Source organism: Cohnella sp. SGD-V74, from assembly GCF_003001675.1.
Taxonomy (GTDB): Bacteria; Bacillota; Bacilli; order Paenibacillales; family Paenibacillaceae; genus Cohnella.
Map to the genome: position 1 here is coordinate 544,572 of NZ_PVYW01000001.1, position 26,707 is coordinate 571,278.

Consider the following 26,707-nt stretch of genomic DNA (forward strand, 5'->3'; position numbering starts at 1 on the left):
TTATGAACTGAGTATGAACGGTTCCGTCGCTCTGGCCGGTTTCTTTTTCTATTGTAAGAAGAGAGGGGCCGCCGTTAAACCTGCCGAAGAACGGTTTGAATTCATTCCCGGGAATGAGGCCGGCGTCGTTCCGAAGAAGGGAGATTGTCATGCGTCGCCGGGAGAATCGTGATACAATTCAATTTTAGAGCGACTAGTATTCAGGAGGCGATTTACCGAATGACAACCCGAACGTTTGCCTTTATCGGCTCTTATGCGGAAGAGAGCAGCCCTGGCCTGTACGCCTGCTCCTACGACGAGCGGACCGGCCGGTTAACGCTGCTCGACCGGGCGGACGGCCTGCCCAATCCGACGTTCCTCGTTCCGGACGAAGAGAGGAAGACGATCTACGCCATTACCGAGAGCAAGGACGAGGAAGGCCGCCGAGTGGGCGCCGCCGCCTCGTACCGATTCGATCCGGAGGCGGGGAAGCTGCAGCGGCTGAACGTGGAAGCGACGACTCCCGCGACGACGTGTCATATCGAGCTGGATCGCACGCGGCGCCTCGCGATCACGTCAAGCTATCATGGCGGCCTGCTCGGCGTCTCGCCCATTCTCGACGACGGCCGCATCGGTCCGGCGGTCCAAGTTCATCGGCATGAAGGCTCAAGCGCGCTGCCGGTGCAATCCCAAGCGAGAGTCCATTCGGCCGTCGTCGACCGGAACAATCGTTACGCCGTCGTCTCCGACCTCGGGCTGGACAAGGTGTTCGTCTACGAGATCGATGCCGCCGGCGAATCGTTATCCCTTCGCAGCGAGACAAGCGTCGCCCCGGGCTCTGGCCCGCGCCACTTCGTCTTCCATCCCGAGCTGCCTTACGGCTACGGCATTAACGAGCTGAACGGCACGATCACCGTCTACGCGTTCGACGCAGATGCGGGGACGCTGAGCGTTGCGCAGACGATCTCCACGCTGCCTGACGGCTACGAGGGAGACAACGCCTGCGCGGACATCCACCTGTCCCCCGACGGCCGATTCCTGTACGGCTCCAACCGCGGGCACGACAGCATCGCGGTATACCAAGTCGATGCCGCGGACGGCAGCTTGACGCTGGTCGAGCACGCGCCGACGCTCGGCGGTCACCCGCGCAACTTCGCCGTCTCTCCGGACGGACGGTTCGTGCTCGTCGCCAATCGCGACGGCAACCATATCGTGACGTTCGCCCGCGACGCCGAGAGCGGCAAGCTTCAGCCGGCCGGCATCGAGCTCGAAGCGTCCAAGCCGGTCTGCGTGCGCTTCGCGCAATATTGATAGAAGAAATGGCGACATAGGGATGACCTCCCTATGTCGCCATTTCTCGATTTCAGTCTACTGTAGCTTTCTTTAGCAAGTTGTGGGCAAGCGCAAGTCATCAAGGACTGCGTCAGGTTTATTTTCTCCGGATTTCTTTACGGTTCCAGACTCGCGACCAACTCGTCATAGGTTTTCTTGTAGTAGTCGAACACTTCGGCCGCGCCTTTGGAAGAGTATGCGTCCAGGAAGTCCTGCTTGGCCTTCTCGTAAGCGTCATCCGTCTTCTGGTAAATGATTTTGGCGATATTGGCAACCAGATAAGCATCCAGCTGCTCCTTCTTCGCCTGAATGTCGGAGCCTGCCTCCGGGTTGACCGCGCTCATGAGAGACGTATCGAATTTGTAATTCGGAATGTTCGTGAACGCTTCGTTAACCGAATCGTATCCGTAGTGCTCCATAAAATCCAGCTGCACGGGAAGCGCCATCTTCTTCAACGTCTCCGGAACATTCGTAAAGTTGACGGGATCGCCTTGCGGATCCTCGTGAGGCGTAAAGCGCGCCAGGTGAATATACTTGCCGACTCCCGTCTTCAGGTAATGGTTCGGATCGTTCTGGATGGCTTCGATTTCGGAATCCTTCAATAAAGGTACGCCGTCCGCCACATCGTACTGTTTTCCTTCCACGCCGTTTTGCAACAGCTTGGCTCCCTCGTAGGTGTACAAGTAATTAATGAATTTCATGGCCGCTTCCGGATTTTTGCTGCTCTTGGGAATGAACATCTGGTATTGGTCGCCGCTGGCGAACGCCTGAACGATGTAGATGTTCTCTTCGTTGTGATCGACCAGGAAAGGCGCGAAGCCCTTCTCGGATTGTCCGTCGGCAATAAACTGGTTGTCCGCGCCCGCCAGCGACCAATAGGCGGTAGCGGCGAAATATCTGCCCGTCTTGTATTTCTCGGATATCGCGTTAAACTTCAATGTAGCCGATTCCGGATCGAGAATGCCTCTCTGATACGCTTTGTTATAAAACTTCATCGACTCCCAGAAAATCCCTTCGGGGTCGGAGACGCGCGGCACGATTTGCTGCTTGCTCATGTCATAGTACCAATCATTGTAGTTGGCTTGGACCATTCCGCGCATATTGGCAGTGGCCTTGTCGATCATTAAGTGGCCCCAGTCGTCCGATAAATTCAAGCCCAATCCGTAATTCTTTTTGTCGAATTTGTTGACCGGTTCCAGCTTCATCATGTCCTCAAGCACATCAAGCAAGTCGTCCAGCGTGTCCAGCTTAGGATGGTTCAACTGCTTGTACAGATCCCACCGCAAGTTCCAGGCGTTCTGGTTGACTAGCGGCGAGTAGTCGTCCCCGCCGACCTTGCCGGGCAAGTAGTACAGGCTGTGCGACTCGTCCGAGTTCATCTGCTTGTACAACGCCAGGGCTTCTCCCGCGTTCTTCTGGATGTCCTGCCCATATTGCGCCACCAAATCGTCGAGCGGCATCGCCTGACCGGAATTGTACACCTTATCGCGATCGGTAAGCGCGTTGAAGACGACGATATCGGGCAGATCCTTCCCAGCCAGCATGACGGCGAGCTTCTGAGAGGCGTCCGTCACGTTTAACGTCGGCGTGAAATCCAATTTCACGTTCGTCCGTTTCTCCAGCTCCGCCATCACGTCATCGTTCTGGAACGGCCCCTGAAGAGCCCCGTTGTTGACCAGTCCCCCGAATATCGTTAAGGTGACGGGTTCCCCCGCTTCGTTCGAGGAAGCGCTCGGACGGTTCGAGCCCTCGCTCCCTCCTTCGTTCACTTTGCCGCTGCAGCCGAGCGCGAGTCCTGTCAACAGAACGAGCGCGAGCATCGATAGCAAGCTCCTTTTCATATGAACCCTCCTAATTATCGTCTATATATCAGGGACTTGCGCCCCGAGATACCGCCGCTGCCGATTCGAGAATCAGCCTTTTACCGCGCCGAGCATAATGCCTTTCAGAAAAAATCTTTGCATAAAGGGATAGACCAGCAGAATAGGCAGCGTCGCCACGAACGTAATCGTCATCTGCACCGAAGTCGGCGTCAGAACGACCGCATGCTGCGACATGCTCGCGCTGGTCACCATCGATAATGCCGCATTTTGTTGATTGACATAGGTATAGAGCAGAAGTTGAAGCGTCTGCAGCTCCGGCTTGGGAGCCAAATACAGGTTGTCCACCCAAGTGTTCCATTGATTGACGGCGTTAAAGATGGCCACCGTGGCTAGAACGGGCATGCATAACGGCAGAATCACCTTCCACAATATGGTGTACGCGCTCGCCCCGTCGACCATGGCGGACTCCTCCATCTCCTTGGGGATATCCTCCATATACGTTTTGATCAGAATCACGAAGAAGGCAACGACAACGCCCGGCAGGATGTAAACCAGGAAGTTATTGTATAAGCCGTAGGTTTTCATGGTCAAGTATACCGGAATGATCCCCGGACTGATGTACATCGTCACGATGACCGCCCCGTACATCCACTTGCGGAACGGCAGGAACGGCTTGCTGATGCCGTACGAAAATATCGTGCAGCCGATGAGCGTTGCGATCGTCCCGAGCACGGTCCTCGATACGGAGATGAAGAACGCCCACAAAATATTCTGTTCCTGGAACAGCTGCCGGTAATTGTCCAGACTGAATCCCCGCGGCAACAAATAAACTCCCCTTAAAGCCTCCGTCGGATCGCTGATGGAATAGATGAAGATATAATAGAACGGATACAGCGTCACGATTCCGAATAAAGTCAGAACGATCAGATTCAGCAGATCGAACGCCTTCTCCTTGGGTGCCAGCCGAATACTCTTCATAACGGTTACTCTCCTTTCTTACATGATGGAATGTCCGGTCGTCATTCTGGAGAAGCGGTTCGCTGCGAACAGCAGGGCCACGCTGACGAAGGACTTGAACATTCCCGCGGCGGTCGCATAGGAAAAGTTCAGTTGCGTAATTCCGATTCGATAAGTGTACGTATCGATAACCTCGATCCTCTCATGGACCAACGCGTTATGAAAGACATAGTATTGGTCGAACCCGATGTTCAGCATATTGCCGATATTGATCAGCAGAAGAATGATGAATGTCGGCATAATGCCCGGAACGGTAATGTGGATCGCTTGCTGCCATCGATTGGCGCCGTCTACTTCCGCCGCCTGATATTGCTCCTGATCGATGCCGGCTATGGCCGCGATGAAGATGATGGCCGTCCATCCGGCCGTCTTCCATAGCGTGGCGAAAGTCATCAACCACCACGAATATTTCGGTTCGGCCAAAATATTGGAAGGCTCGTCGAGCCAATGAAGCGTGCTGTACAGCAGCTTGTTCAGCGCCCCGTCGTCGATGGAGAAAAAAGCGAAGAACACCGAGTAGACGATAATCCAGGACGTAAAGTGAGGAAACGAGGTCACGGTCTGGATAACTCTGGAGTACCATCGTTTGCGCACGTTCGTAATCATAATGGCCAATGCTACCGGCAGAGGGGTCAACAGCAGCTGCAGAAAGCTAAGCACAACCGTATTGCGCAGCACTAATCCGAAGTCCGAAGTCTTGTCGAACAGCTGCCGGAAATACTTCAGTCCGGCAAACGGAGAGTCGGCTATGCTTCTGCCCGGCGTATAATCCACGAATGCGAGCACCCATCCCCATAAGGGAACGAAGTTAAACAACAGAATCAGAATGAAGAAAGGGACGGTCATCAGCAGGTAGGGCGTGTAGTGTTTTCTGGCCATTCGAATTTCCTTTCCTCGCCGCGGCGGGCGACTCCATCTCATAACAAAATTATAAGATCGATCGCGTCGCGAAACATTCCACGCAATATAGATAGGCATTGGATAAATTATAGACAAAAAAAACTTCCCCGCAGGCACTGCGGCCGCGGAGAAGTTTGTACATTCGCTGTGTTCAGGTTTCCCGATACTTGCCCGGAGTCAACCCCTTTAATTGCTTGAAATGACGGTAAAAATGATCGACGTACTTATACCCGACCTTCTCCGAAATTTCGGCTGCGGTAAAGTCGGTCTGCTCCAACAGCTTGCAGGCTTGCTCGATGCGGACTTGATTCATGTAGTCGTTAAAGTATAATCCGGTCTCCTTCCTGAACAATTGGCCGAAGTAGACCGCGTTATAATGAAACAACCTGGACATTTCCTTGAGATTCAGGTCATTCATGTAATGAAATCCGACATAGTCGATAGCGGCCCGAATTCTGTTTTCCGTGTCGGTCGAAGCGTTCTTGCCGGTATCCATCATCTTGAGGGCGGTGACGTACGATTCCTGAATCTGTTCGATGCCCTGGACAACCGAACCGACTCCGAGAGTAACCGTCTCTTTCAAGCAGCGATGAATCGTATCCGGAATCTGCTCCGCCAGCCGGCAGACACCGCGATCCCCGTCATAGCCCTCTTCCCGTTCGGCCACCAAACATCCGTAATATCGGTCCGAAATTTCGAACAAATAGCCTTGATCCCCGAGCAGCTCCTCAACGACGTTCTCGATCGCAAACCTCTTGAGAGCGATCTCGTCCCCCGAAACGGCCACGATTTCATCGTATCGGTCGAGAGAGAAAACGATCATGCGATAATGGGCCTCGCTACGCACGTCGACCCCTAAAGCCGCAGCCTCACCGTAATGCTTGGAAGACGATTCGCCGCGAACCCACTTGCCGAGCAAGGCGGTTCTCATCGTCTTCGCAGCCTTCGCGCTTTCCAGCTTGTGCCGAACGGAACTCGCCAGCTTCTCCCGAAGCTCGCCCAGCGCGCTCGCAAGTTCGACCGGATCGACCGGCTTCAAAAGATAATCGACGACGCCGTGCTTCATTGCTTCCTTCGCGTAAGAGAACTGATTGTAGCCGCTTAAGATCAGGACGACGGTGTCCGGATACCGTTCGCGGATGAGCTTGGACAGCTCGATGCCGTCTTTTCGCGGCATTTTCACATCCGTGACGACAAGATCCGGCGGTTCCCGCTGTATCAAGCTTAACGCTTCTTCTCCGTCCGCGGCTTCGCCCACAAGGGCAAAGCCCGCAGCCTCCCAGGAAATAATCGTTCGCAATCCTTTGCGAATTTGCGGTTCGTCATCGACGATTATAGCTTTGAACAGTTCGATCACCTCATTCCTTTGGCATCATAAATGATCGGAAGCGTTACCTTGACGCGAGTTCCGCCGGGATCACTCTCGATCCGGATTCCGTACCGTTCGCCGAAATGCAGCACCAACCGGTCTTGAACGTTTTTCAAACCGATGCTGCCGCTCTTCTTCATATCCTGCGAGAGCAGCTCCTCCTGAATTCGGAGAAGCTTCTCCTCGGCAATTCCGGCGCCATTGTCTGCAATGGTAATTTCCATCGCTCCGAAGCCTTCGTCGGTTACGGCAACCTCGACCCACCCGTCCCTGGATATTGCTTCAATTCCATGCACGACCGCATTCTCGACGATCGGCTGCAAGGTCAGCTTCGGAATCAATGCTTTATTCAACTGTTCCGGCAACGATGTAACATAATTAAGCCTGTCCGCAAACCGATACTTCTGGATGCTTAAATACTTATTGGCCAACTCTATCTCTTCGCCCAGCGTAATAAACTCGCCCTGCCAGTCCAGCATGCTGCGGAACAGCTTCGCCAGGTTCAGCACGATTACCGAAGTCTCGGCATCCCCTTTGTTATGCAGACCCATGCGGATTGATTCCAGCGTATTGAACAGAAAATGCGGATTGATCTGACTTTGCAGCGCATACAATTCCGCTTCCTGCTTCTTGATCGTAATGTCCTTCAGCTTGAGATTCACTTCGTAATTTTCATAATGCGACTGCTGCAGGCTCTCGATCATCGCGTTAAAGCTTTTGGTCAGCGCCCCGACCTCGTCCGTGGAACCTCTGTCCTCCAGTTTGGACAAATTCCCGGTTTTGACGACCTGCATCTGCTTCACCAACGCTTTGATCCTCGAAGTGATCCGATCCAGCGACAGCATGGAAATCCCGAACGAGAGCAGCAATCCGGCCGCGATGACGAGCAGCCCCGCATTTCGGATTTGCCGCTCCTCGTCAATGAGTCGATCGAGGGGAATAAGCGTATACAACCGCCAATCCGGGTACGATTTTCCGTCCCCGATTTTCTCCGCGAGCACTTTATACGATCTGCCCGTAGCTTGGTCTTTAATATCGAAGGCGTTCTCCGTTTCGGGTCGAGAGAATAGCCGGACATCCGTCGCGAGCTCGTCGTAATCCGCCGTATTGGCCGTAACGACGCGGCCTTCGGAATCGGTAATGAAGCTCCTGTTCTCGCCGCGCTCCATAATCAACGTGTGCAGCCGATTTTCCAGCACCTGAACCGAGATGACCGCCGACAACTCCCCGTTCCTGTTGAATATGCTCCTCGACACATAGATGAATTTGTCTTTGATCCCCCACACGGGCTCTCCGTTACCGGCAACGGCGTTCCGGAACACTTCCGTCTCCCGGATGTCCGAATCGGCGAAAATAAAGGTTTCCAGATCCTGGAGCAATGTGGTGTTCAAAAAATAAATGCGCAACTGGGCGGATGTATCTTTGTAGTTAAAGTCATAAAAGGTAACGGGTTTCAAATAAAGAGAGTAGGCATCGATGCTCTCCAACTCGTCCTCGTATATCCGATCCGGATTCAAGTAATTGTTCAACGTCTGATCGAAACTGAGTCGATTGACGATATCCATGTATTCGTTCAACAAGATCTGGATATTCGTCGCCGTCTGTCGGGAACTTTCCTTCGTAATATTCGTCGTCTGTTCGATAATCTTGCTCCCGGACACCGACAATAGAATTTGACCTATCGCCACCAACGGTATGAAAATCGTTAGAAAGTAGAGCAGGATCAGCTTCGTCTTCAGCTTAAATGCAAATCTCCCCCTGCGGCGCATGCGTCAGTACCTCCTTCAGCTCTATTGTATACCGACGCCTGCGCCTTTGGGCAAACTTAGAGAATCAAAGTCCCTTTGCCTTCGCCCAAGCTAATTTCAATGGCGGCGCAGTTCGCTTCGTCGTACACGAACACCCTGCCTCCGGCCCCGCTTTCGTAGGAAATCCGCAGACCGCCCCCGCGCATCTCTTCTTCGTAAGCCTGTACGCGGTCATCCGCATAGATGACTTGCTTGGGCTTATCGTTCCTCCTCTGAATCCAATAGGCTCTCACGCCGGCATGACGGATTCGGTCATCGACTTCCAGTCCACGGGATCGCAAGACCGCCCCCTCGAACAAGCCGATAAAACCGTATTGAAATGCGCCGTCGTCGCCCAAGGTTACGTCCTGCACCAAGTAGGCATCCGCATCGCCTAACCATCTGATCGGAATCCGCAAGCCCGGGAAGCCGGCGGTTCGTTCATCCAGAACGATCAGCAGCGCCTGCGATCCGTCGCGGCTTCGGAACATCCAGGGCAGGATGCCGCCGCCCTCCTCTCCGTCGCATGGAACGGGAAGCGCGATTTCGTTCAGCAACGCTCGGATTCTTCCGTTGCCGCGCCATTCGTTGAATCGCTTCAAGACGGCGCGCGCCGAAGCTTCGAATCCGCACGGATCGTCGTAAAGGCTAACATGCCTGGCCGCCAGGAACGAGTAGAACTGGGCGACCGTTCCTCTCCAAGTTTGCGTATTCCAGAAATCCAACATGCCCTCGGAAGGAAATAAACCGAAATAACCGAACAAATTCCGGATCGGATGGTAATGATCGTAATCTTTGTTCTCCGACTGATACGCGCGGATTCCGCCCCAGAACAGCCCTGCGATCCCGTTGTCCGCCAGATGCATCAGACCGATAGACTGGTCCGTTACGATCGGATTTTCCAATTCGCAAGTCGTTTGCATCACGAACTCCGGGTAATCGTGCGAGATTCGGTTCATGAAAGCCCTGACTCCGAGCCATTTGCGATAGACCGAATCCGATGGATCGCTGTATTCCGTGGGCGCGTCCGACAGCCACAGCTCTCCCAGATCTATCTGTTGCCAACTGCTTAAATAGCGCTTAATCAGCACCTCCTCGACTTGCCATCTCTTGAATTCGATCTGCGCGGAATCGGCCAAATCCCTGCCGAGTCCCCATTCGTCGCCCGTCAACGCGAACCAATAACCGATTCCCAGACCTTGTTCCCGAATCCATGCGGCAAGCGCGGGAAGGTCTTCCGTAAAGCTCGGCTCGACCTCGACGTCGTCTCGGGTCGGGGTATTCCATAAGTCGTCGATGAGAAGCTTGTCGAAGCCCATTTCGACCAATGCGGGGACGAGCGAGTTCCGATAATACGATTCCGTGCGCCGATCCCGGAAAAACCAGTCGTTCACGCTCAGGATTGTGGACGGGTCGCGGAACTTGTATCTTTGACGCAAGTGTTTGGCCGCGGCGAGACGCCCGTCCCACGCGTCTCCCCGGAACACCTCGACGTTTACGGCGAAGTATTCGAGCTCCTCTTTGGGGCGAATGACGGCCTGTACGGCGACGGAATCGGTAGACACTTTAACGCTCTCGCCGTCCGGCCACAAGTCGATGTTCAGGAACGGATGCTCGGAAGTGCCTTGATAGGCTCCCGGTTCCAGGGAGGTGCTGTAATTGCTTTCCGGCGTCAGCACCCAGCCGTCTCCCGTATCGTAGACGACAACCGCGTTTCGTTTGCCCCCGCGGAGCCGGTCTCTCGTTTGGTTCCAGGACAAGCTGTTTTCCGCGTAATGAATGTCGCATGCGCGCTTGATCAGCTTCCATCCCGTCAGATCGGAATGGTCGATTCGTTTGCAGTCGTCTTCCAAATTCGTAATCCAGTATTGCACGCGCATTCCCGCATCTTCGTCGTACATTTGCATCGAGACTTTGATCTGCATGCGGCGCCCTTGCGTTCTCGCCACAGTCAAGAGGAGCTCTCTGCCCCAGGTTCGGTCGTACAGATCGATGCTGCGCTCGGTTGCTTCCTTCACGGTCCAGAAGCCGTCGTTCGAATACACGTCCGTGCCGTCGTAACGAAAATAAAACAGATATCCGGGATCTCCCGGCTGGACGTATTCGGCGTTAACGAGAGTGTTGACCAGACTCGTTAGACGGATCGAACCGTTCTCGAACGTCAAGACGGCCTTCATGACGCCGTTCTCCAGCACCCAGCAATCTTCGCCTCCGGCAATGCTCGCTCGTATGCTTTTAGAGTTCATCTTCGATTGCATCCCCTTCCAGCAGGCTTTGCCCGTTTATCCTCATGCTTAGAGGCCCGTCCTTCGCCTCATTGCCGGTAATCCGAACATTCCGGACTTTTCTAAGCTCGATCGCGCGTTTCATAAAATGATGCCGGGGATAGCTGCCGCTCGCGCTAATTTTGTTGTTTCTGAAAATAAAACCGTCAATGGAATGCCCGTGTACGAGCCCCGTATCGAACGTGCGAAATTCGTTGTTCTCGATGCGAATGTTGCGATGGTAATATTCCTCGCCGGCTTCCGGATTTTCGATCTCCGGATCGATGTCGATCACGGCCCGTCCCCAATCCGGGCAGCAGTAGTTGCAGTCCAGAAACGTATTGCCGCGAATCGTCACGTCCCGCACCGCTCCCGATTCATACCATGAATTCGCGTCTCCCGAAATTTTGATTCCGGCGCCCGGCGCGCTGATCGTATTGTTTTCCAGCAGCACCTCTCCGGCAGTCGTGATCAGAAATCCCCTCGCCCGATTCGCTCTGACCTCGCAATGGCGAACCTCGAGATCGGGAATCCAGGTCATATTTTCAATGACGTCGCCGACTTTTAACCCGTCAGGAAGATCGTCGAGGGAGAGGAGGAAATAATCCCCGCTGATCCGTTCCGTCTTCCTTGCGCGCGCCTTCGCATAGCCGATCAGGGAATCATGGCGCGCGAACCGGATCGCATCGCCGGCCGCGACGATTTCCACGCCTTTCTGCATCTCGTGGACAAGCTTGACCAACACCGTATCCTCCGAGATCAATTCCGTAATCTGTCCGTAGATGCCGTGGACATTGCAAGGATCATCCAGTTGATTTTCGAAGAGGCAGTGCGACAGCTCGATCAAGCCGCGGCAATTCGCGAAATGGGTCGCGTCCGCCGTTGCCGTCACGAGGCGATTCGTTCCGGCCCTAAGCTTGACGTCGAAGGCATGCAGCCGAATATCCGTACAACGCTGCGCAACCAGCCCCATCCCCGGCGCATGATGAATCGCGACCCGCTCAATCCGCGTCGAAGAGCAATCTTTCAGCATAATTCCGGGATTTTCTCTTCTCCCGAACCGCATCGCAAGGACGTTGCCCACGGTTGGCCTATGACGCAAAGGTCCCTCCGCACGGATTCGCCCCGGCCCGATTTCGCTTAGCTTTAATTCCTTGAAGGCATCCCAACTGATCCGATCGCCGCTCTGATACGCGTGCGCGCGCGTTGCCGGATCGATTTCGTCGAACCCCCATACCTCCTCTTGCCGATGCCCGAAAGCAAAAACAAGCCGATCCCGGATAAACCGATAATCTACATCGGACGGCATTTGAATATCGAAGAAATCCGCCCCTGCTTCCACCACTGCTCCCTGTTCGAACATTGGTCTTTCCCAGTCTATCGTCAGGTTCTTTAAGGTTAATCTTTCGGCGTACTCCAGCATAAACGGAATCATCGGCCCGTGAAAAATAAACTCCGATCCTTGCCCGTCTATCGTAAGATCGTGCATATCGAAGATCGGGAAAGCGATCCGCCGAAGACCTCCCTCGTCGTGATTCGAAATATAAACATGTCTTTCCAGCGCTTTGTCCGGCCAAAAATGGTACGTGGACTTCGGAAACAACAAAGCAGTGCAGTTATCCGCCCTGCACTGCTTCAATGCTTGATATACGGCAAAAGTCGTATCCCCGCCCTTGTCCCGATCGTGCAGAAATTGTCCGATGCTAAACCTCAACCTGATCGCCTTCCTTCTATAGCCTTATCCGACTCGGATCTATTATAGGAAGAAGCGCGAATGCGCGCATTCCACAAATTTAATAAGCGCATTAGTAAAAATAAAGACAGCGCTGCCGCATGCCGCCGTCTCTTCGATAAATATGGATTTTCGGTATAAATGCACATAAAATGCTTAACGATAAACCTTCGATCCGCGCTCCGTTTCCTCTAATCTTGTCAGTGTATGGGATTCCCAAGCACACAAAGGAGTGGATCGGAGTGGCAAAAGTAGCGGATAAGTACCTCGTCGTGGACACGTGGAAGGTGATCGAGGAAGGCTTTGACCCGGCCAGGAACCGCGTCTCGGAATCGATATTTTCCCTGGGCAACGAATACATGGGGGTGCGCGCGTATCCGGAGGAAGGCTACAGCGGGGACTCGTTGATCGGCAGCTATTTTAACGGACTATTCGAAGAGAGCAAGGTCGCCGCTCATTACAAAGGCATCATCCGCTTCCTTCGGTTCATGGTCAGCGCGGTAGACTGGCTGTACGCGAGAATCAGCGTAAACGGCGAACAGCTCGATCTGGCGACGAGCAAGTTCAGCGATTTCACAAGGGAGCTCGACTTCAAGCGGGGCAAGTACGTTCGCAGCTTCGTCTGGCATTTGTCGGACGGCAAGCAGCTTCGGCTAACCTTCGAGAGGTTCGTCAGCATGAACGTATCGAACCTCGGCTGCCAGCGCATCGTCTTCGAGCCGCTTAACTTCTCCGGACAGGTCGACGTCCGAACGGGCCTTGATTTCTCCGTCGTGCATGAGGATCAGGGGCGCTGCTTCTGGCAGAGCGTCCGTCACGGCCATGAGGGAGGCGTAACGGCGATGCTCGGCGAGACGATCCAGACGAAAAACCGCCTGTACTCCGGATTCTCGCTCGACGTGCCGAACGCTCTGCACGCGGATTCGGTCGAGGACGACCGCTTCATCGGACAGGACGTGGCGATCAAGCTGACGCAAGGCGAAGCGTCCACCTTCGATAAATTCGTCTACAACTATGCGGAAAAAGATCGCTCGACGACGAACGATCAACTGTGGAGCCTGGGGCTGCGGCAAGCGAAGGCATACGTGGGCGCGAGTTATGCGGAGCTGGAGAAGCAGCAGGCGGAATACTGGGCGAACGTGTGGAAGGAGTCGGACATCGTCATCGAGGGCGATCCCGACAACCAGCAGGGCATCCGCTTCTGCATTTTCAACTTGTACCAGACGTACCACGGCGACAATCCGGGCTTTAACATCGGCGCCAAAGGACTGACGGGCGAAGCGTACAGAGGGCTCGCCTTCTGGGATACCGAGTCCTATTGCTTGCCTTTCTATATTTTCAACAATCCGAAAGCCGCCAAGAGTCTGCTCGAATTCCGTTACAAATCTTTGCCTCACGCGCTGGAACGCGCGAAGGATCTGGACTGCGCCGGCGCCTTCTACCCGATCGCGACGATCGACGGCACGGAGAGCTGCGATCTCTGGCAGCACTCGAACCTGCAGCTGCATGTCGGAACGGCCGTTGCATACGGCATTCGCCACTACGTGAACATTACGGACGACGTCGAATTCCTGTACGGGAAAGGGCTGGAGATGCTCATCGAGATCAGCCGTTTCTATGCGACCCGCGGCCAATGGGGGCAGAAGACCGGCCTGTACGGATACTTCGGCGTCATGGGACCCGACGAATTCCAGCTCATGGTCAACAACAACTGCTACCTCAACCTGATGGCCAAGAAGCTGTTCGAGTACACGCTGGAAACGATCGCCCGCATGTCCGCAGAAGCCGGGGAAGCGTTCCATGAGTTGGCCGGACGGCTCGGCCTGACCGAAGAGGAGCAAGCCGACTGGAAGCGCAAGGCGGAGCTGATGAAAATTCCGCAGGATCCCGAGACCGGCATCTACGAGGAGCACGACGGCTTCTTCGATATGCCTCATCTCGATATTCACTCGATTCCGGTTACGGAATTCCCGCTGTATTCGCATTGGTCGTACGACCGCCTGTACCGTTACGACATGATCAAGCAGCCGGACGTGCTCATGTTCATGTTCCTGTACAGCGGAGATTACCCGTTGGCCGAGAAGATCGCCAACTACGAGTACTACGAGTCGCGCTGTATCCACGAATCCTCGCTCTCCCCTTCCATTCACTCCATTCTCGCCGCGGAGATCGGGAAGGATGAGGAGGCGTACCGGTTTTTCGAATTCGCGACCCGTCTGGATCTGGACAACTACAACCGCAATACGCGCGAAGGGCTGCATACGACCTCCATCGCCGCCGCTTGGATGAACATCGTCTACGGCTTCGGCGGCATGCGGTCCGACGGCGACCATCTCGTCCTGCGGCCGACGATTCCCGCGCGCTGGGACAGCTACAGCTTCCCGATCTCGTACAAGGAATCGAAGCTGCTCATCGAAGTCGACAAGCGGCAAGCATCCATCAAGGTCGTCTCCGGCAGCCCTGTCGACATTACGATCTACGGGCAAGCCCGCAGCGTCGGCTCGGGCGGCGTGACATTCGAGCTTCAGCAGCTTGTCGGTCAATAAAGCCTGAAAGACCTTTCGGAAATGCAACGGGGCTGTCCCATAAATAAAAGAGACGTACCGAACAATTATCGATGAATGGATGTTTAGGGGCATCTATCTCCTTCCGCTGCTATACGATCCTGAAATGGGAATGATAAACCCGTTGCAATGTGATTTCAGGACCGTATGAGGCAGTCTCCAGGAGATAGATGCCTTCTTTTTTTCATCAATAATTTTGTACGTCCCTACTTATGGGACAACCCCGTTTGTCTGCTTCCCGTTATTTGAGCGTTACCGAGATCGTCAGCTTCGCCGAATCGACTTTGACCGTTCCGCCGAGCTGCTTCGCCAGCCAATCGGCAGAGACCAGCCACGTTGCGGGAACCGCAGACGCGAGTTTGACGGTTTTGCCGTTCACGGTCGCTTGAGCGCTTCCCTTCTTCAGCACGATCTTCGATTTGCCCCGTGTGACGGTCGCCGTCGTCTTGTTTTTGTCGTAGGCGACTTTCGCTCCGAACGCCTTCGCGGCGTCGGCCAGAGACAGCGTCACGGCCGTTCCCTTCACGACGGGACTGGCGGCAAGCGCCACTTCCTTGCCGTTCACGACAAGCTTGTACTTCGCCGGAAGATCGGGCTTAACCGGCACGCTTCCGAACCCGCCGATGGCGACGGGAGTCTTCCGCGTTACGGTTGTGCCGTCGCCGAGCTGGCCGTAATCGTTCCTCCCCCACGCCCAGACGCTGCCGTCCTTCCCGACGGCCAGATTCGAGCCGAAGGCGCCCTTCACGGTCGAGCTTTGCGGCAAACCCGCAACCTGTCCCCACGAATAACGCTCGGCAACGCCGGAGACGCCGAGCTGGCCGAGGGCATTATCGCCGAACGTCCATACGGTGCCGTCCGTCTTCAAGCCGAGGAGCGAAGGCTTCACGAGCAGATTCGTCGTGTTCCGGATTTCGCTGAAGCCTTGCAGCGCAGGTGTAACCGTTGGCTGCAGATGATGCGGCATTTGGCCGTAGTGCGCCGGGTCCGTCCGATTCAAGCCCTTCGTCTCCAGCAGACTGACGCCCCACTCGAACACCTTGCCGTCCCGTTGGAACGCAAGGACAGTCGCTCCGTCCGTCATTACCCGTTCGACGTTCGCTATTCCCTCTACTTGGATGGTACCGATGCGGCCCGACTCGTCTCTCTTGCCGTCGCCGAGCTGCCCGAAGGTGTTCCAGCCCTGCGTCCACACCGTACCGTCCTTGTCGACCGTCGTCAACAAGCCGTTTCCTGCCGACACGAAGACGACCGATCCTACGGCATCATTTTTCTGAGGAGAAAGCCGTTCCTTCAAGATCGTGCCGGAGACTCTGGCATTCCCCCATTGCCACATTTCCCCCGCCGCATTCCATGCGGTGCCTCCCGCACTCGTCGCCGCGATGCCGACAATGTCGGCCAGGCCAGGCACTTGCTGCGGAACGTAACCGCTGCGGTCGATGCTGATTCTGCTTGCCCCGCTGCTATCGGGCTCGCCGTATTCCGTATACGTCCCGTCTCCCAATTCGCCTTGCACGTTAAAGCCCCACGTCCATACGGTGCCGTCGGCTTTGAGCGCCATTGCATGATTGACGCCCGCCGAGACAGCAACGATACGATTTACGCCCTGCACCTTAACCGGAGATGAGGCAGACGCTGCGGATTTGCCAAGGCCAAGCTTTCCGCCCCCGTTGCTTCCCCAGCTCCAGAGCGTGCCATCCTTGGCAACTGCCAGCGTAAAGCCGTTGCCCAGCGCAACGTCCACGATCTGCTTGCTGTCGTCGTCCGCCGCCGCTGCCGCCGACCTGAAATCGCCGCCTACCCCTCCGAAAATAACAAGCGCAGCAAGCGCGAAAGTCAAGCTTTTCGCCGCCAGGCGGTGCGTTAACGCTTGTAACCGAGTCGGTACGTTCTGTCTATGCATATCCGAATTCCTCCTGCCAATTGATGGAACTTAAAATGCCTCCTATCATTATCGGCAGATGCTGTCGTCGATTTGATCAGAATTTTGCCCCTTCAACCTGTCCATCCCCAGGACACACGTTTTCCGGTCCTTGAACTCAAGCTCAGAGGTCGAGCCGGACCAGGGCCGTCACCGCCTCTGCCCTCGTCGTCGGAGCATACGGGTCAAACCGGTTGTCCGGGCGGCCAACCAATACCCCCTGACGTACCGCCGATTGAACGTAGTCCTTCGCCCAGGCCGGCCATTCGCCTTCGTCCGCGAACGCGGTACGGCTTTCATCGGGCTCCCATTTCATCGCTTTGGCGAGCATCGCGGCCATTTCGGCTCTGTTGATCGCCTGCCTCGGCCGAATGCTTCCGTCCGTATACCCGTTCAGCAGGCCGCGCTCGACAGCGGCTCTCACGTAGCCTCTTGCCCAGGCCGGAATGTCGCCGTCGTCGACGAACGACAGGGAGTTCGCGGATACGGCTGGAGACAGCCCAAGGGCTCGCGCCAGCATAACCGCGAATTCCACTCTCGTCACCTGTCCCTCGGGACGGAATGCCGAGAGAGAGTCTCCTTCGATGATCCCTTTAGCGGCAGCCTCGCAGATCGGTCCTTTTGCCCAATGGTCCGAGATATCGGCGAACGTGCAGGAAGGACGCTGCGGCAGCTGCGGTTGCTCCGGTTGAGCCGACCGCCGATGAACGAGGAACGTAAACGATCGGGTCGTACCGTCTTCGGCTTTGACCGTAAGCTCAAGCGTGTTCTCCCCTTCCTGCAGCTCGACGGTTACGACTCCTTTAACCGCTTGACCGTTCAAGATCACCGTGGAAGAAGAATGCTCGGCGTCAAAACGGAGCTCCAGCCGATCCGCCTCGGTCTCGGCCTCGTAATGCAGGACCGTTTGGTCGAAGGTCGGGGTGAGCGGGAGCTCTTGCCCGTCGGCCAGTGTCAGGGAAAATGACTTCAGCGCGTTGTTGCTGGACAGGCTCGTTCCTCCCCCGCCACCCCCTCCGGAGGAGGCGCGCGTCACGTCGATCCGATACGTCTTCGTCGTTGTGCCGTCCTCCGCCGTTACGCGAATATCAATGGCGTTGGCGCCGACCCTCAGCGGCAACAGAACGCTGGGAACTCCGCTGGCGACGGGCGCATACGCTCCCCCATTCACCGCGACTTCGATCTCTGCGCCGCCATCGACCGCCGTCGGCGTCACCGTCAGCGATGCCGTCCCGTTCGCCACGCTCGCCGAATAACTCGTCGTCGCCGCCGCAAACGCGGGACTCAGTGCGGAACTGCTCAGCTCCAGGCCGCCTAAGTTCGCATTCGTCGACAAGGCATCGTTCTCTTGAATCGTAACGATCGCGCTCGTGACCGCGCCTAATATCGCCCCGTTCGTAGCATTTGAGATTTCGACGCTGAACGAGCGATCCGAAGCGACGACGGCGTCATCGAAGATCGGAATCGCGTACGTCTTCGTCGTTTCGCCGGGATGGAAGACGATCGTCTCATCCACTGCCGCATAATCGGCGCCGGCGATTGCCGTTCCATCCGCCGTCCGAATGCGCAGCTTGGTCTGTCCATATGAGCCCCCGTTACGCTGTACGGTAACAGACGCGGTGCCGGCATCCTCCGGCACCAGATATTCGCTTTCGCTGAACGCCATCTCTCCCTCAGCTTTGCTGATCCGCAACTGAACGTTACCGAGGCTGAAAATCGCCAGATCCGTCAGTCCGTCATCGTTCGCATCTCCCGCGCTAATGTTGCCGCCGAACGGAAGTACATCCACGATGCTAAATGTGCCGGTACCGTCGCCGGATAAAAATTCCGTCTGATTGTTCACAATCACGGCCAGATCCAGGTGGCCGTCATCGTCGAAGTCGCCCATCGCGATATCCGACGAGATGGACAAGTTGCCGTAATGGGCGGCCGATTCGAAGCTGCCGTCCCCGTTGCCCAGAAGCACGGCAACGCTGCCCATCGAAGGGCTGTTCTCCGCCACGGCCAAATCCGCGTTGCCGTCTTCGTTGAAATCCCCGGACACCAGTTCGGCCGGAGTCCCGATGCCGGCACCGACCCGTACTCCGCCGAGAAACAGGCTCCCGCCGCCGGCCCCGGCGTTCAGCAGGATGCTGATGTCGGAGCCCCCGTCGTTAGAGACGGCGACGTCCGGCAAGGAATCGCCATTGAAGTCCGCGATCGTAAGATAGCTCGGATAAGCTCCGACGGAATACGAGACAGGAGCCCCGAACGTTCCGTCTCCATTGCCGTACAGGGCGACAAGAGCGGACCGGTCGTTCGCCGCGACCGCCAGATCCGTAAAGCCGTCGCCGTCCAGATCGGCCGCGACAATTCCGTCCGGCCCGCTTGCGGCTCCTAAATAGAGGTCCGGCTGCTGCACGAGATCGTCTCCGCTGCCGAGAAATACGGTAACGACATGTGCGGAATAGTTCGTCGTCGCGACATCGCCGATTCCGTCCCGATTGAAATCGGCGATCGCCACTTTGCGCGGGCTTCCACCAAGTGGATATTCGGCAGTTGCCGTCGACGGAAACGTCCCGTCCCCGTTGCCGTGCAGGACGATGACGCGATCGCTCATCAGCAGCACGGCGTCCGAATTCCCGTCCGCGTTCACGTCGCCGAACGCGACATCGCGAACGAATCCTGTAAACGAGTAGCTCGGGTTAAAGCTTTGAAACATCGGAGAGCCCGCCTGCACGCCGAGCGGAAAGAGCGTCAACGCGGCGGTCAGCGCATAGCAGAGGCAAGTCCAAATCTTTTGTCCTGGTCCATTCAAGGCAAGGACCTCCTTTACGACTAGAAATATTTCGGAAGGCCGCCTTAGAATGCCTCGGCTCTCGAAGCCGTTCGCGAATTGGCAAACGGCTCTTACGATAAAGCAAAAAAAGACACTACCCCGGAGGCAGTGTCTCGTTACTCAGAAAAAAAAGGGCAGCGCGCGATCGCGTCCTTTCGGCATTCGACCGGCGGCTAATCTTCCTGTCTTTCGAGCAATCCAGCTATTTTCCTGTTTATTCCTCACGGATAGGTGCATTATACCATACGTGTAAAATGGGCGATACTGAAATATTTAATTCCTCATTGCCGACTGCGACGCCGATCTGGATATATGTGTCGCCGCTTGTGATGGCTTTGGACAACTCTTCGTTGTTGAGTTTGAGAAGCTGGGTTGAACTCGGTCCCTGTCGCTGCATGGCCTTCAATCTTGAAAATCGGCGTTCACGGAAGTATTTGAAACGCACAGAAACGTTGTGGTGGAAAAAATGGCCATCGACCACGCAGCAACAGCCGTTCAAACGCAAAATAACTGCGTATGGCTGGAGGAAGAGTAAGAGCAGTTTAAAACAAAAAAAACGACATTTCTGCCGTTTCGTTCTTAAATATGCTGGTGGGTTCTCAGGGGCTCGAACCCTGGACCTGATGATTAAGAGTCACCTGCTCTGCCAACTGAGCTAAGAACCCTTGCAATATTGGTGGACCCTAGCGGGATCGAACCGCTGACCTCTTCGCTGCCAGCGAAGCGCTCTCCCAGCTGAGCTAAGGGCCCGTATCATTTGGCGACAAAAATGAGTTTATCACAGGCTCGGGAGGGTTGTCAACGTCTTTTGCAACAAAAATTTGTACCTTGCGGCGACCGTTCATTGGAACGAAAAGAGGCGGCCAGCTCCCGATCGGAAGCCGGCCGCGCCAGCGGTTTCGAACTGTTCGCCCTAACGTCCCCGCCCTACTCTTCGTCTTCCGGAATAACGCGCACGGACACCTCCACCCGCTTCGGTCCCGCGTTGTCGGCTTCAGCGGTAACCGGGCTCGGGATGACGATCTCTTCATCCGTATCCGGCGTATCGAACGGAAACCGGCCTCTTAACGTCGCGCCGATCGGGAAGCGCACAACTCGCACTCTCAGACTCAACAGAGAAGCGAAAACTCTGAAGTTGATCAGATCCGCGTTGCCGACATTGGTCGTCTGAATCGTAAAATGAACGCGCGTCTGAGGAGGCACCACCGGCTTGTCGACCGTCTCCGAGAGCGTGAAATCGGCGTTCACGACCGGAATGACCGAAGCGGGCGCTTGCTGGAACGGCGTTTCCAGCGAGAAGGCCGAAGCCGTCTCCACGAACACCATGCCGCTGATCGCGTCCGTGGGCACGACGAACGGAACGACGAACGCGCGGCTTTCCCCCGGCAGAAGCACGGGAATGATCGTCTCGAATCCGGTGATCTCCCCGAACACGCGCACGTCGTGCAAAATGAAGGGCGACTGGTTCGTCACCGTAAACGTAAAATGAACGGTAGTGCCTGGCGGCACGACAGGTTTATCGACGACGTTGGTCAAATGCAGCAGGTGGTGCGGTACTCCGACCCTTACGCTCGCTTCGGCCGACGCCGGGTTCGTCTGCGGCGAGGTCGCGACGACCCGATTCGTGACGATCGGGCTGCCGGGCAGCGAATCAGGAATGGCGTAGAAGAACACGACCGTTTCCGATGCGCCCGGAGCAAGGAACGGGATGAAGGCCGCGGTTCCCGTCAGCGAATCCCTGACGTCGATGTTCGTCGCCGCCCCGGCTCCGACGTTCGTGACCGTCACGGTATATTCGATCAGGCTGCCGAGCGGAGCGAGATTGGCGCTTGCCGACTTCGTCACGCGAAGCGCGGCGTCGGTAAGCTCGCGCTGAACGAGCACCTTCGCTTCCGTGCTCTGTACGCCCGACTGGTCGGACGCGCTGGAGAAGACGTTCGGCAGAACCGTTCCTTCCGGCACGTCCGGCAAGACGAACGGACCGTTCCTCACGATCGACTGGCCCGGCCCCAACACCGGCACAGTTTCGTTCAGTCCGAGCAATGTGTCCGTCAGAACGACGTTCGTCTGCGCGACGTTAAGCAAGTTCGTTACCGTCAGCGTATACGTCACAATCTCTCCGGGAGCCCCGAACGCCGGGGATACAGTCTTCGCTATGCTCAGTCCGGTTCCGACGACCGTAATGGTCGCAGTCGCTTCCACGGTGCCCGTCGCGGAATTGGAAGCCGTCGCGCGGTTGACGATCCGGCTTCCGATGACGGCGGTCGACGGAACCGTATAGCTGAATTCGCGGGTCCAGATTTCCCCGATCTCCAGCCCCTCGATCTGCAGATCGACGCCCAGCACTTCGTCCGTCAGCCGAATGCCGACCAGCGGAACGTTGCCGAAGTTGGCGACCTGGATCGTATATTGAACCGCTTCTCCGTGCGAGGCGGTCGGCCGATCGACGACTTTGCGTATGCCGAGAGCCGGCTGCGCGAGCACTTCGACTTGTTCCGTGGCCGTCACCGGCGTCGTCTGATCGGAAGTCGCCGTTACCGTATTCGTATACACAGTCGGCGGCGTCTCAAGCGGAACGTTAAACGGCTGCGGAATGACGACGCTCTCCCCCGGGAGCAGGCTCGGAATCGTCGTATCCAGCGCGAGCGTCGGGTCGGAGACGCGAACGTTCGTGAGCGGCATGCTGCCCGTATTCGTCACCGTCAGCGTGAACTGGATCGTCGTCCCCGGAGCCGTCTGCTTGCGATCGACCGTCTTCGTCAGAGACAATCGAGGCTGCGCGAGCACCTCGACGGAAACGGCTGCCGTAAGCGGAGGCAGCTCCGCGGTCGTCAGTACGGCGACGTTGACGATCGTCGAGCCGATCGCGGCGTCGTCCGGGATGACGTAGGGCAGATCCGCGGAAAGGGTCGCCCCTGCGGCAATGGACTCGATCGTCGTCGAGATGCCCAGAAGTTCGTCTACGAATCGTGCGTTCTCAATCGGAACGTTCCCGTTGTTCGTTACCGTGATCGTGAAAACGACCGTCTCGCCCGGCCTCGCCTGACGCTTGTCGACCGACTTGGTCAGCACCAGCGACGGGGATTCGGAGACGTTGACGACGGCGGACGCGTTCAGCGGATCGGGGAACAGCTCGTTCGAAGCGAACACCGTGTTGACAAGCGCTCCCGGAGGCGTTCCGGGCGGGATCGTATACGCGACCGACTCGGTATACGATGTCAGCGGTTCGATGGCCGGAATCGTGAAGTCCAGTCCGAGCCGGGCATCGGTTACGTGGACGTTGACGAGCCGCAAGGTGCCGGTATTGTGGACGATGATCGTATAGTTGACCCGATCTCCCGGGGCGGCGGAAGTGCGGTCCACGAACTTCTCCACGCTCAAGCCCGGCGTCGGAGCGCACGAGCAGGCGACGATCGGCGTATGGAACAACAGGTTGCGAACCGGAGCCGAGTAATCGATCGCGGACGTGGACGCCTCGAGATGATTGGGCTCGGTGAACGCCGCGTAAGTCTGATCGTCCGTATTCGTATGCAGATGATCGCCGTTGGCCAGCCGGTTGGATTCGATCTCATACGTAATCGTAACCGACGTTCGGCTATCCTGGGTCAGCAGACCAAGCGGCATCGTCCCCAGATCGAGGACGAAGCCCCCGTCGACGAATGTATTGTCGTCCACGTCGGGCAGCAGCGGAGCTTTCGGATAGACCGTATAATTCGGATCGCTCGGGTCGATGATGTCGGGTTGATTGGGAGATTTGAGCAGAAGCCCGTCTCTGACGCCCGAGATGCGAATCGACCCCGGAACGTACCGGAACAAAGCCGTGTTGATACGGTCGTGAACGACCAGCCGGCTGCCTGCGGACAATTGAAAAATATCCTGAACGAGTCTGGCCAGCGTCTCCGCGATTTGCGAATCCGGGTCGGACGTATTGGATTCCCGGAAAAACGACGGCGCGCTCACCCAGCTCCTCATCAAATCGAGCACGTTCTGCCTGGTGTACGGTCCCGGATTTTGCGCGTTGATGTCGATGCCCAGCCCGAACAGCAGCGTATTGCCGTCGCCCGGCGCTTTAAGCTTGTTGGAAATCTCCTGTCCCCTCTGCGAGGCCAGAATGATTTCCTCGAACGTCGCGGACCGGTTCGACACTTCCCCGACCAGCGTCGGCATCGTCTGCTTCAAATAAAGAAAATACTTCCACGGATCCCCCCCGACGTCGGGAAAAAACTGCGCGTCCGTATCTCCCGGGGCGGCGTACACTCCCGGATATTGCGGGTTGTCGGAGCGATTCGCCTGACCGTCCGTAATCAGCAGCACGACGCGCCGATAAATATCGTCGGACTGCGCGAATCCCGGCGTCTTGAACAAGTCGTAGGCGGCCTTCAGACCGGCCTCGGTGTTCGTATCCTCCCCGTAAGGAATCGACCAGATCGCGTTTTGCAAAATCGTGTTGTTCTCGAAATCCGGATTCACGCTGTAGGTCGCTTCTTGGGGCGTGAGGGGCGTTCCCGCCGCCACCTTGACCAACTGATTGTTGACGTAAGCCGCCGGATTCGGCGTGAATACGTTGGCGATGTATGTGCTCAGCACCGTATCGGGCAGAGGATTGCCCGAGGCGTCATAAACGTCGCTGTATCTGATCTTGTAGAAATTATAAAAGCTGTACAGGCTGAGCTCCACGCTGGCGGCAAGCGGCTGCGACTGCGCTTCGAAGGTGTTCAGAGCCGTGGCGCTTACGAACGATTGATTGCGATAGCCTAAAATTTGCCCAATGTAGTAACTGGCAGGGCCGGGCGCAGAACTGCGCTTCCAGGAAAACAACGTGCCCAAGTAGTCGTATCCAAAGCCGGTTGCGGGCGCGGGATTCGGCACGAAAGCGTCTCGGGCATAAGGGATAATCGTCACCGTCGTGTCGCGATTGGACGCCCAGAACTTGTTGATCGTGTCGACCATCGCCCGCTTCGCCTGAACGAATTTGGTGCTGCCCGACGTCATCATGCTCGAAGTGACATCGAGAACGATCACGACGTCGAGCGAATGCGGCGGGAAGTACTGGAACGTGGCGGGCTTGGCCTCCAGATCGAGCGTCACCGTCACGTGGCAGTCGCACTCCTCCGCCGAGTTCAGCGCCGCGCCTTTGGAAATCCGCGCCAAATCCTCGTAAACGACCGTTCCGCCCGTTCCTTCATTTAACCCCGCATCGAATAAAATCGACTGTCCCGAGCCGATCCAGTAGCCGTCCTGCTGCTTATCTTCCGTCGGGCGGAACAGGTCGTACCCTCCGACGTTAACCGGATTTTGCTTGCCGGGTCCTTGAAATGGACAAGGTTCCATTCTCTCCCTCCTACAAACTCATTATTCCATTGTATGAGCGATCGATCGCGTGCATTCGACTACGATTCGGAACGCAGCCGCAGACCGGACCGCCAATCCGATATAAACTGTGGATTTTCCTCCGCCGATCATGCACAATGGGGAAAACGGCAACAAACTTTCGGAGTGGAGAGGGTTCGCATGCACAACGGCTTTCGGTCCAGACTTGCCCGCTTGCTCGGCGTGGACGACCCCGTCGGGCGATTAAGCCGGCGGCTTTCCGCGTCGGATTTGAATTCGCTGCTGCTCGACGTATTCCGGGAGAAAGCGAACTCATCCTCCCCAGCGGACTTGCTCAGGAGATACGAGGCCAACCGCTTCGTTCAGCCTGCCGCGGTTGACGCCATTCGGTTGAAACAGCTTGAGCTGGATACGCTGACCGTCGCCCGCGGCTTGGATTACGAGCCCGTTCAGCTATCCCCTCTCACTCCTCTCGGCAGTTGCTCCATCGTGGCCTCGTCGGATCAGAATAAAGTCGTCTCGGCCCTGCGGGGAACGGAAGTAACGGCGGACGCGACCAATTCGCTTGCACTGCATATCGCCGGCGGGTTACAAGCCGGAATGCTCGACAACCGGGAACATTTCGTCCGGTACAGCACCACCCACCGTCATGTACGAGCCCAGCGCTTCGAACAAGCCCCCGGCATGCTCGCTCATTTCAGTCTCTTCGCGCTGGCCGCATCCGGTCGGGACAGAGGGTCTTATGATTTCGTCTATTACAAAGGTTTTCAGTTCACCGTTATCGCCCGCATCGGCGAATCGACCCTGCCGATCGGAGACGGCGGACTGGTCGACTGGACCCAGCAGCTGCTGGGTAGCCGGAAAGAGCGAATGATGATCAGCGCCATCGGGCTGGAGCGACTGGCAGCCATAGAAGGGAGCGAACCCGGATGAGCAAATACGCGATTCACGAAGATTTCAAAAAGCTTGAGAAAAATACGCTTCCTTTCTATCCGATTGTGCTGCCGCTCCTGAACAAACTTATGCAGAGAAGCAACAGCCGTTTAAAGCTCCCGGACGGCATCGTCGTTACGAAAAAACAGATCAAGGGCTACCGGAACGGCCTGATCGATCTGTTCCTCTACGAGCCAGCGAACCTGCAAGAAAACGCGCCTTGCCTCGTTTATTTTCATGGCGGCGCTTTTGCTTTGAAGGAAGCGCACTACCACATTCGGCTGGTTTGCGATTACGCTCTGAGAACGCCTTGCAAAGTCGTGTTCGTCGATTACAGATTGCTCCGAAGCATGTTTTCCCCGTCGGCGCGGAAGACGGCTATGCCGCGTTCGAATGGACGCTTGCTAACGCGGACTCGCTCGGCATCGATCCCCGCAAGATCGCCGTAGGAGGGGACAGCGCTGGAGGAGCGATCGCCGCCGGCGTTACGTTAATGGCAAGGGACAAAGGAGTTGTTCCCGGCATTTGCTATCAACTGCTCGTCTATCCGGTCACGGATGCCCGGCAGACGACGGAGTCGATGCGGCAATATACGGATACGCCGATGTGGAACGCCAAGCTGAACAAAAAGATGTGGGATCTTTATTTGAAAAACGGCGTGGAGGGCCCGAGGGAGTATGCTTCTCCAATGGAGGCGGCTTCGCTGGACGGTCTGCCGGACGCTTATCTCGAAGTGGCGGAATACGACTGCTTGCGGGACGAAGGCATCCAATACGCGGAAGCGCTGCGCCGAAGCGGCGTAGGCGTCGAGCTTCATCGGACGGAGGGCACCGTTCACGGGTACGATTTGGAGGAAAAAAGCGGCATTACGCTGGAAAGCAAATCCCGAAGAATAGAAGCTTTAAGGAAAGCCTTTTACGGTCATGAGAAATAAAAG

The 26,707-nt window shown here is 56.4% G+C and carries 13 protein-coding genes, 2 tRNA genes and 1 pseudogene; 4 read left to right on the forward strand and 12 right to left on the reverse strand.

Annotation, left to right across the window (positions count from 1 at the left end; genetic code table 11):
- Positions 1–219: 219 nt before the first annotated feature.
- Complete coding sequence (locus B0G52_RS02455; RefSeq protein WP_094041906.1) at positions 220–1,290, forward strand: lactonase family protein; 1,071 nt, start codon at positions 220–222, stop codon at positions 1,288–1,290.
- Positions 1,291–1,427: 137 nt separating this feature from the next.
- On the opposite strand, the gene B0G52_RS02460 is transcribed toward B0G52_RS02455, so the two are convergent.
- The 7 genes from B0G52_RS02460 to B0G52_RS02490 form a co-directional block, all read right to left on the reverse strand.
- On the reverse strand, positions 1,428–3,152 hold the full coding sequence (locus B0G52_RS02460; RefSeq protein ID WP_094041907.1) for an extracellular solute-binding protein: 1,725 nt from the start codon (positions 3,150–3,152) through the stop codon (positions 1,428–1,430).
- Positions 3,153–3,224: 72 nt separating this feature from the next.
- Positions 3,225–4,112, reverse strand: coding sequence for a carbohydrate ABC transporter permease (locus tag B0G52_RS02465; RefSeq protein ID WP_094041908.1), 888 nt, complete (start codon positions 4,110–4,112; stop codon positions 3,225–3,227).
- A gap of 18 nt (positions 4,113–4,130) precedes the next feature.
- On the reverse strand, positions 4,131–5,030 hold the full coding sequence (locus B0G52_RS02470) for an ABC transporter permease (RefSeq protein ID WP_158223547.1): 900 nt from the start codon (positions 5,028–5,030) through the stop codon (positions 4,131–4,133).
- A gap of 172 nt (positions 5,031–5,202) precedes the next feature.
- The gene (locus tag B0G52_RS02475) at positions 5,203–6,408 is read right to left on the reverse strand and encodes a response regulator (RefSeq protein WP_094041910.1); all 1,206 of its coding nucleotides are present in this window, start codon (positions 6,406–6,408) and stop codon (positions 5,203–5,205) included.
- Positions 6,405–8,189, reverse strand: a complete 1,785-nt coding sequence (locus B0G52_RS02480; RefSeq protein ID WP_094041911.1) for a sensor histidine kinase — start codon at positions 8,187–8,189, stop codon at positions 6,405–6,407. Before B0G52_RS02480 ends, B0G52_RS02475 begins: the two co-directional genes overlap by 4 nt.
- A gap of 56 nt (positions 8,190–8,245) precedes the next feature.
- Positions 8,246–10,453: a hypothetical protein gene (locus B0G52_RS02485; protein WP_094041912.1), complete on the reverse strand. Its 2,208-nt coding sequence runs from the start codon at positions 10,451–10,453 to the stop codon at positions 8,246–8,248.
- Positions 10,443–12,185 carry an alpha-1,3-galactosidase-related protein gene (locus tag B0G52_RS02490; protein WP_094041913.1) on the reverse strand — a complete coding sequence of 581 codons (1,743 nt, stop codon included), beginning with the start codon at positions 12,183–12,185 and terminating at the stop codon, positions 10,443–10,445. The genes B0G52_RS02485 and B0G52_RS02490 overlap by 11 nt, the downstream gene beginning before the upstream one ends.
- 260 nt (positions 12,186–12,445) lie before the next feature.
- Here B0G52_RS02490 and B0G52_RS02495 point away from each other — a divergent pair, with 260 nt between their 5' ends.
- Positions 12,446–14,749: a glycoside hydrolase family 65 protein gene (locus B0G52_RS02495; protein ID WP_094041914.1), complete on the forward strand. Its 2,304-nt coding sequence runs from the start codon at positions 12,446–12,448 to the stop codon at positions 14,747–14,749.
- A gap of 259 nt (positions 14,750–15,008) precedes the next feature.
- Here B0G52_RS02495 and B0G52_RS02500 read toward each other — a convergent pair whose 3' ends face one another.
- The 5 genes from B0G52_RS02500 to B0G52_RS02520 all read right to left on the reverse strand — a co-directional run bounded on the left by B0G52_RS02500 (position 15,009) and on the right by B0G52_RS02520 (position 24,837).
- On the reverse strand, positions 15,009–16,670 hold the full coding sequence (locus B0G52_RS02500; RefSeq protein WP_094041915.1) for a stalk domain-containing protein: 1,662 nt from the start codon (positions 16,668–16,670) through the stop codon (positions 15,009–15,011).
- 142 nt (positions 16,671–16,812) lie between these two features.
- Complete coding sequence (locus tag B0G52_RS02505) at positions 16,813–19,485, reverse strand: FG-GAP-like repeat-containing protein (RefSeq protein ID WP_094041916.1); 2,673 nt, start codon at positions 19,483–19,485, stop codon at positions 16,813–16,815.
- A gap of 610 nt (positions 19,486–20,095) precedes the next feature.
- Positions 20,096–20,171: transfer RNA gene (locus tag B0G52_RS02510), tRNA-Lys, on the reverse strand.
- 9 nt (positions 20,172–20,180) lie between these two features.
- Positions 20,181–20,256 (reverse strand) — tRNA-Ala (locus tag B0G52_RS02515).
- Positions 20,257–20,433: 177 nt separating this feature from the next.
- The gene (locus tag B0G52_RS02520; protein WP_094041917.1) at positions 20,434–24,837 is read right to left on the reverse strand and encodes a DUF7507 domain-containing protein; all 4,404 of its coding nucleotides are present in this window, start codon (positions 24,835–24,837) and stop codon (positions 20,434–20,436) included.
- Positions 24,838–25,017: 180 nt separating this feature from the next.
- Here B0G52_RS02520 and B0G52_RS02525 point away from each other — a divergent pair, with 180 nt between their 5' ends.
- Positions 25,018–25,770 (forward strand): hypothetical protein, encoded by a 753-nt coding sequence (locus B0G52_RS02525; protein WP_094041918.1) that lies wholly within the window; start codon positions 25,018–25,020, stop codon positions 25,768–25,770.
- Between the two features lie 89 nt (positions 25,771–25,859).
- A pseudogene (locus B0G52_RS36070) lies at positions 25,860–26,704 on the forward strand (alpha/beta hydrolase).
- Positions 26,705–26,707 lie beyond the last annotated feature (3 nt).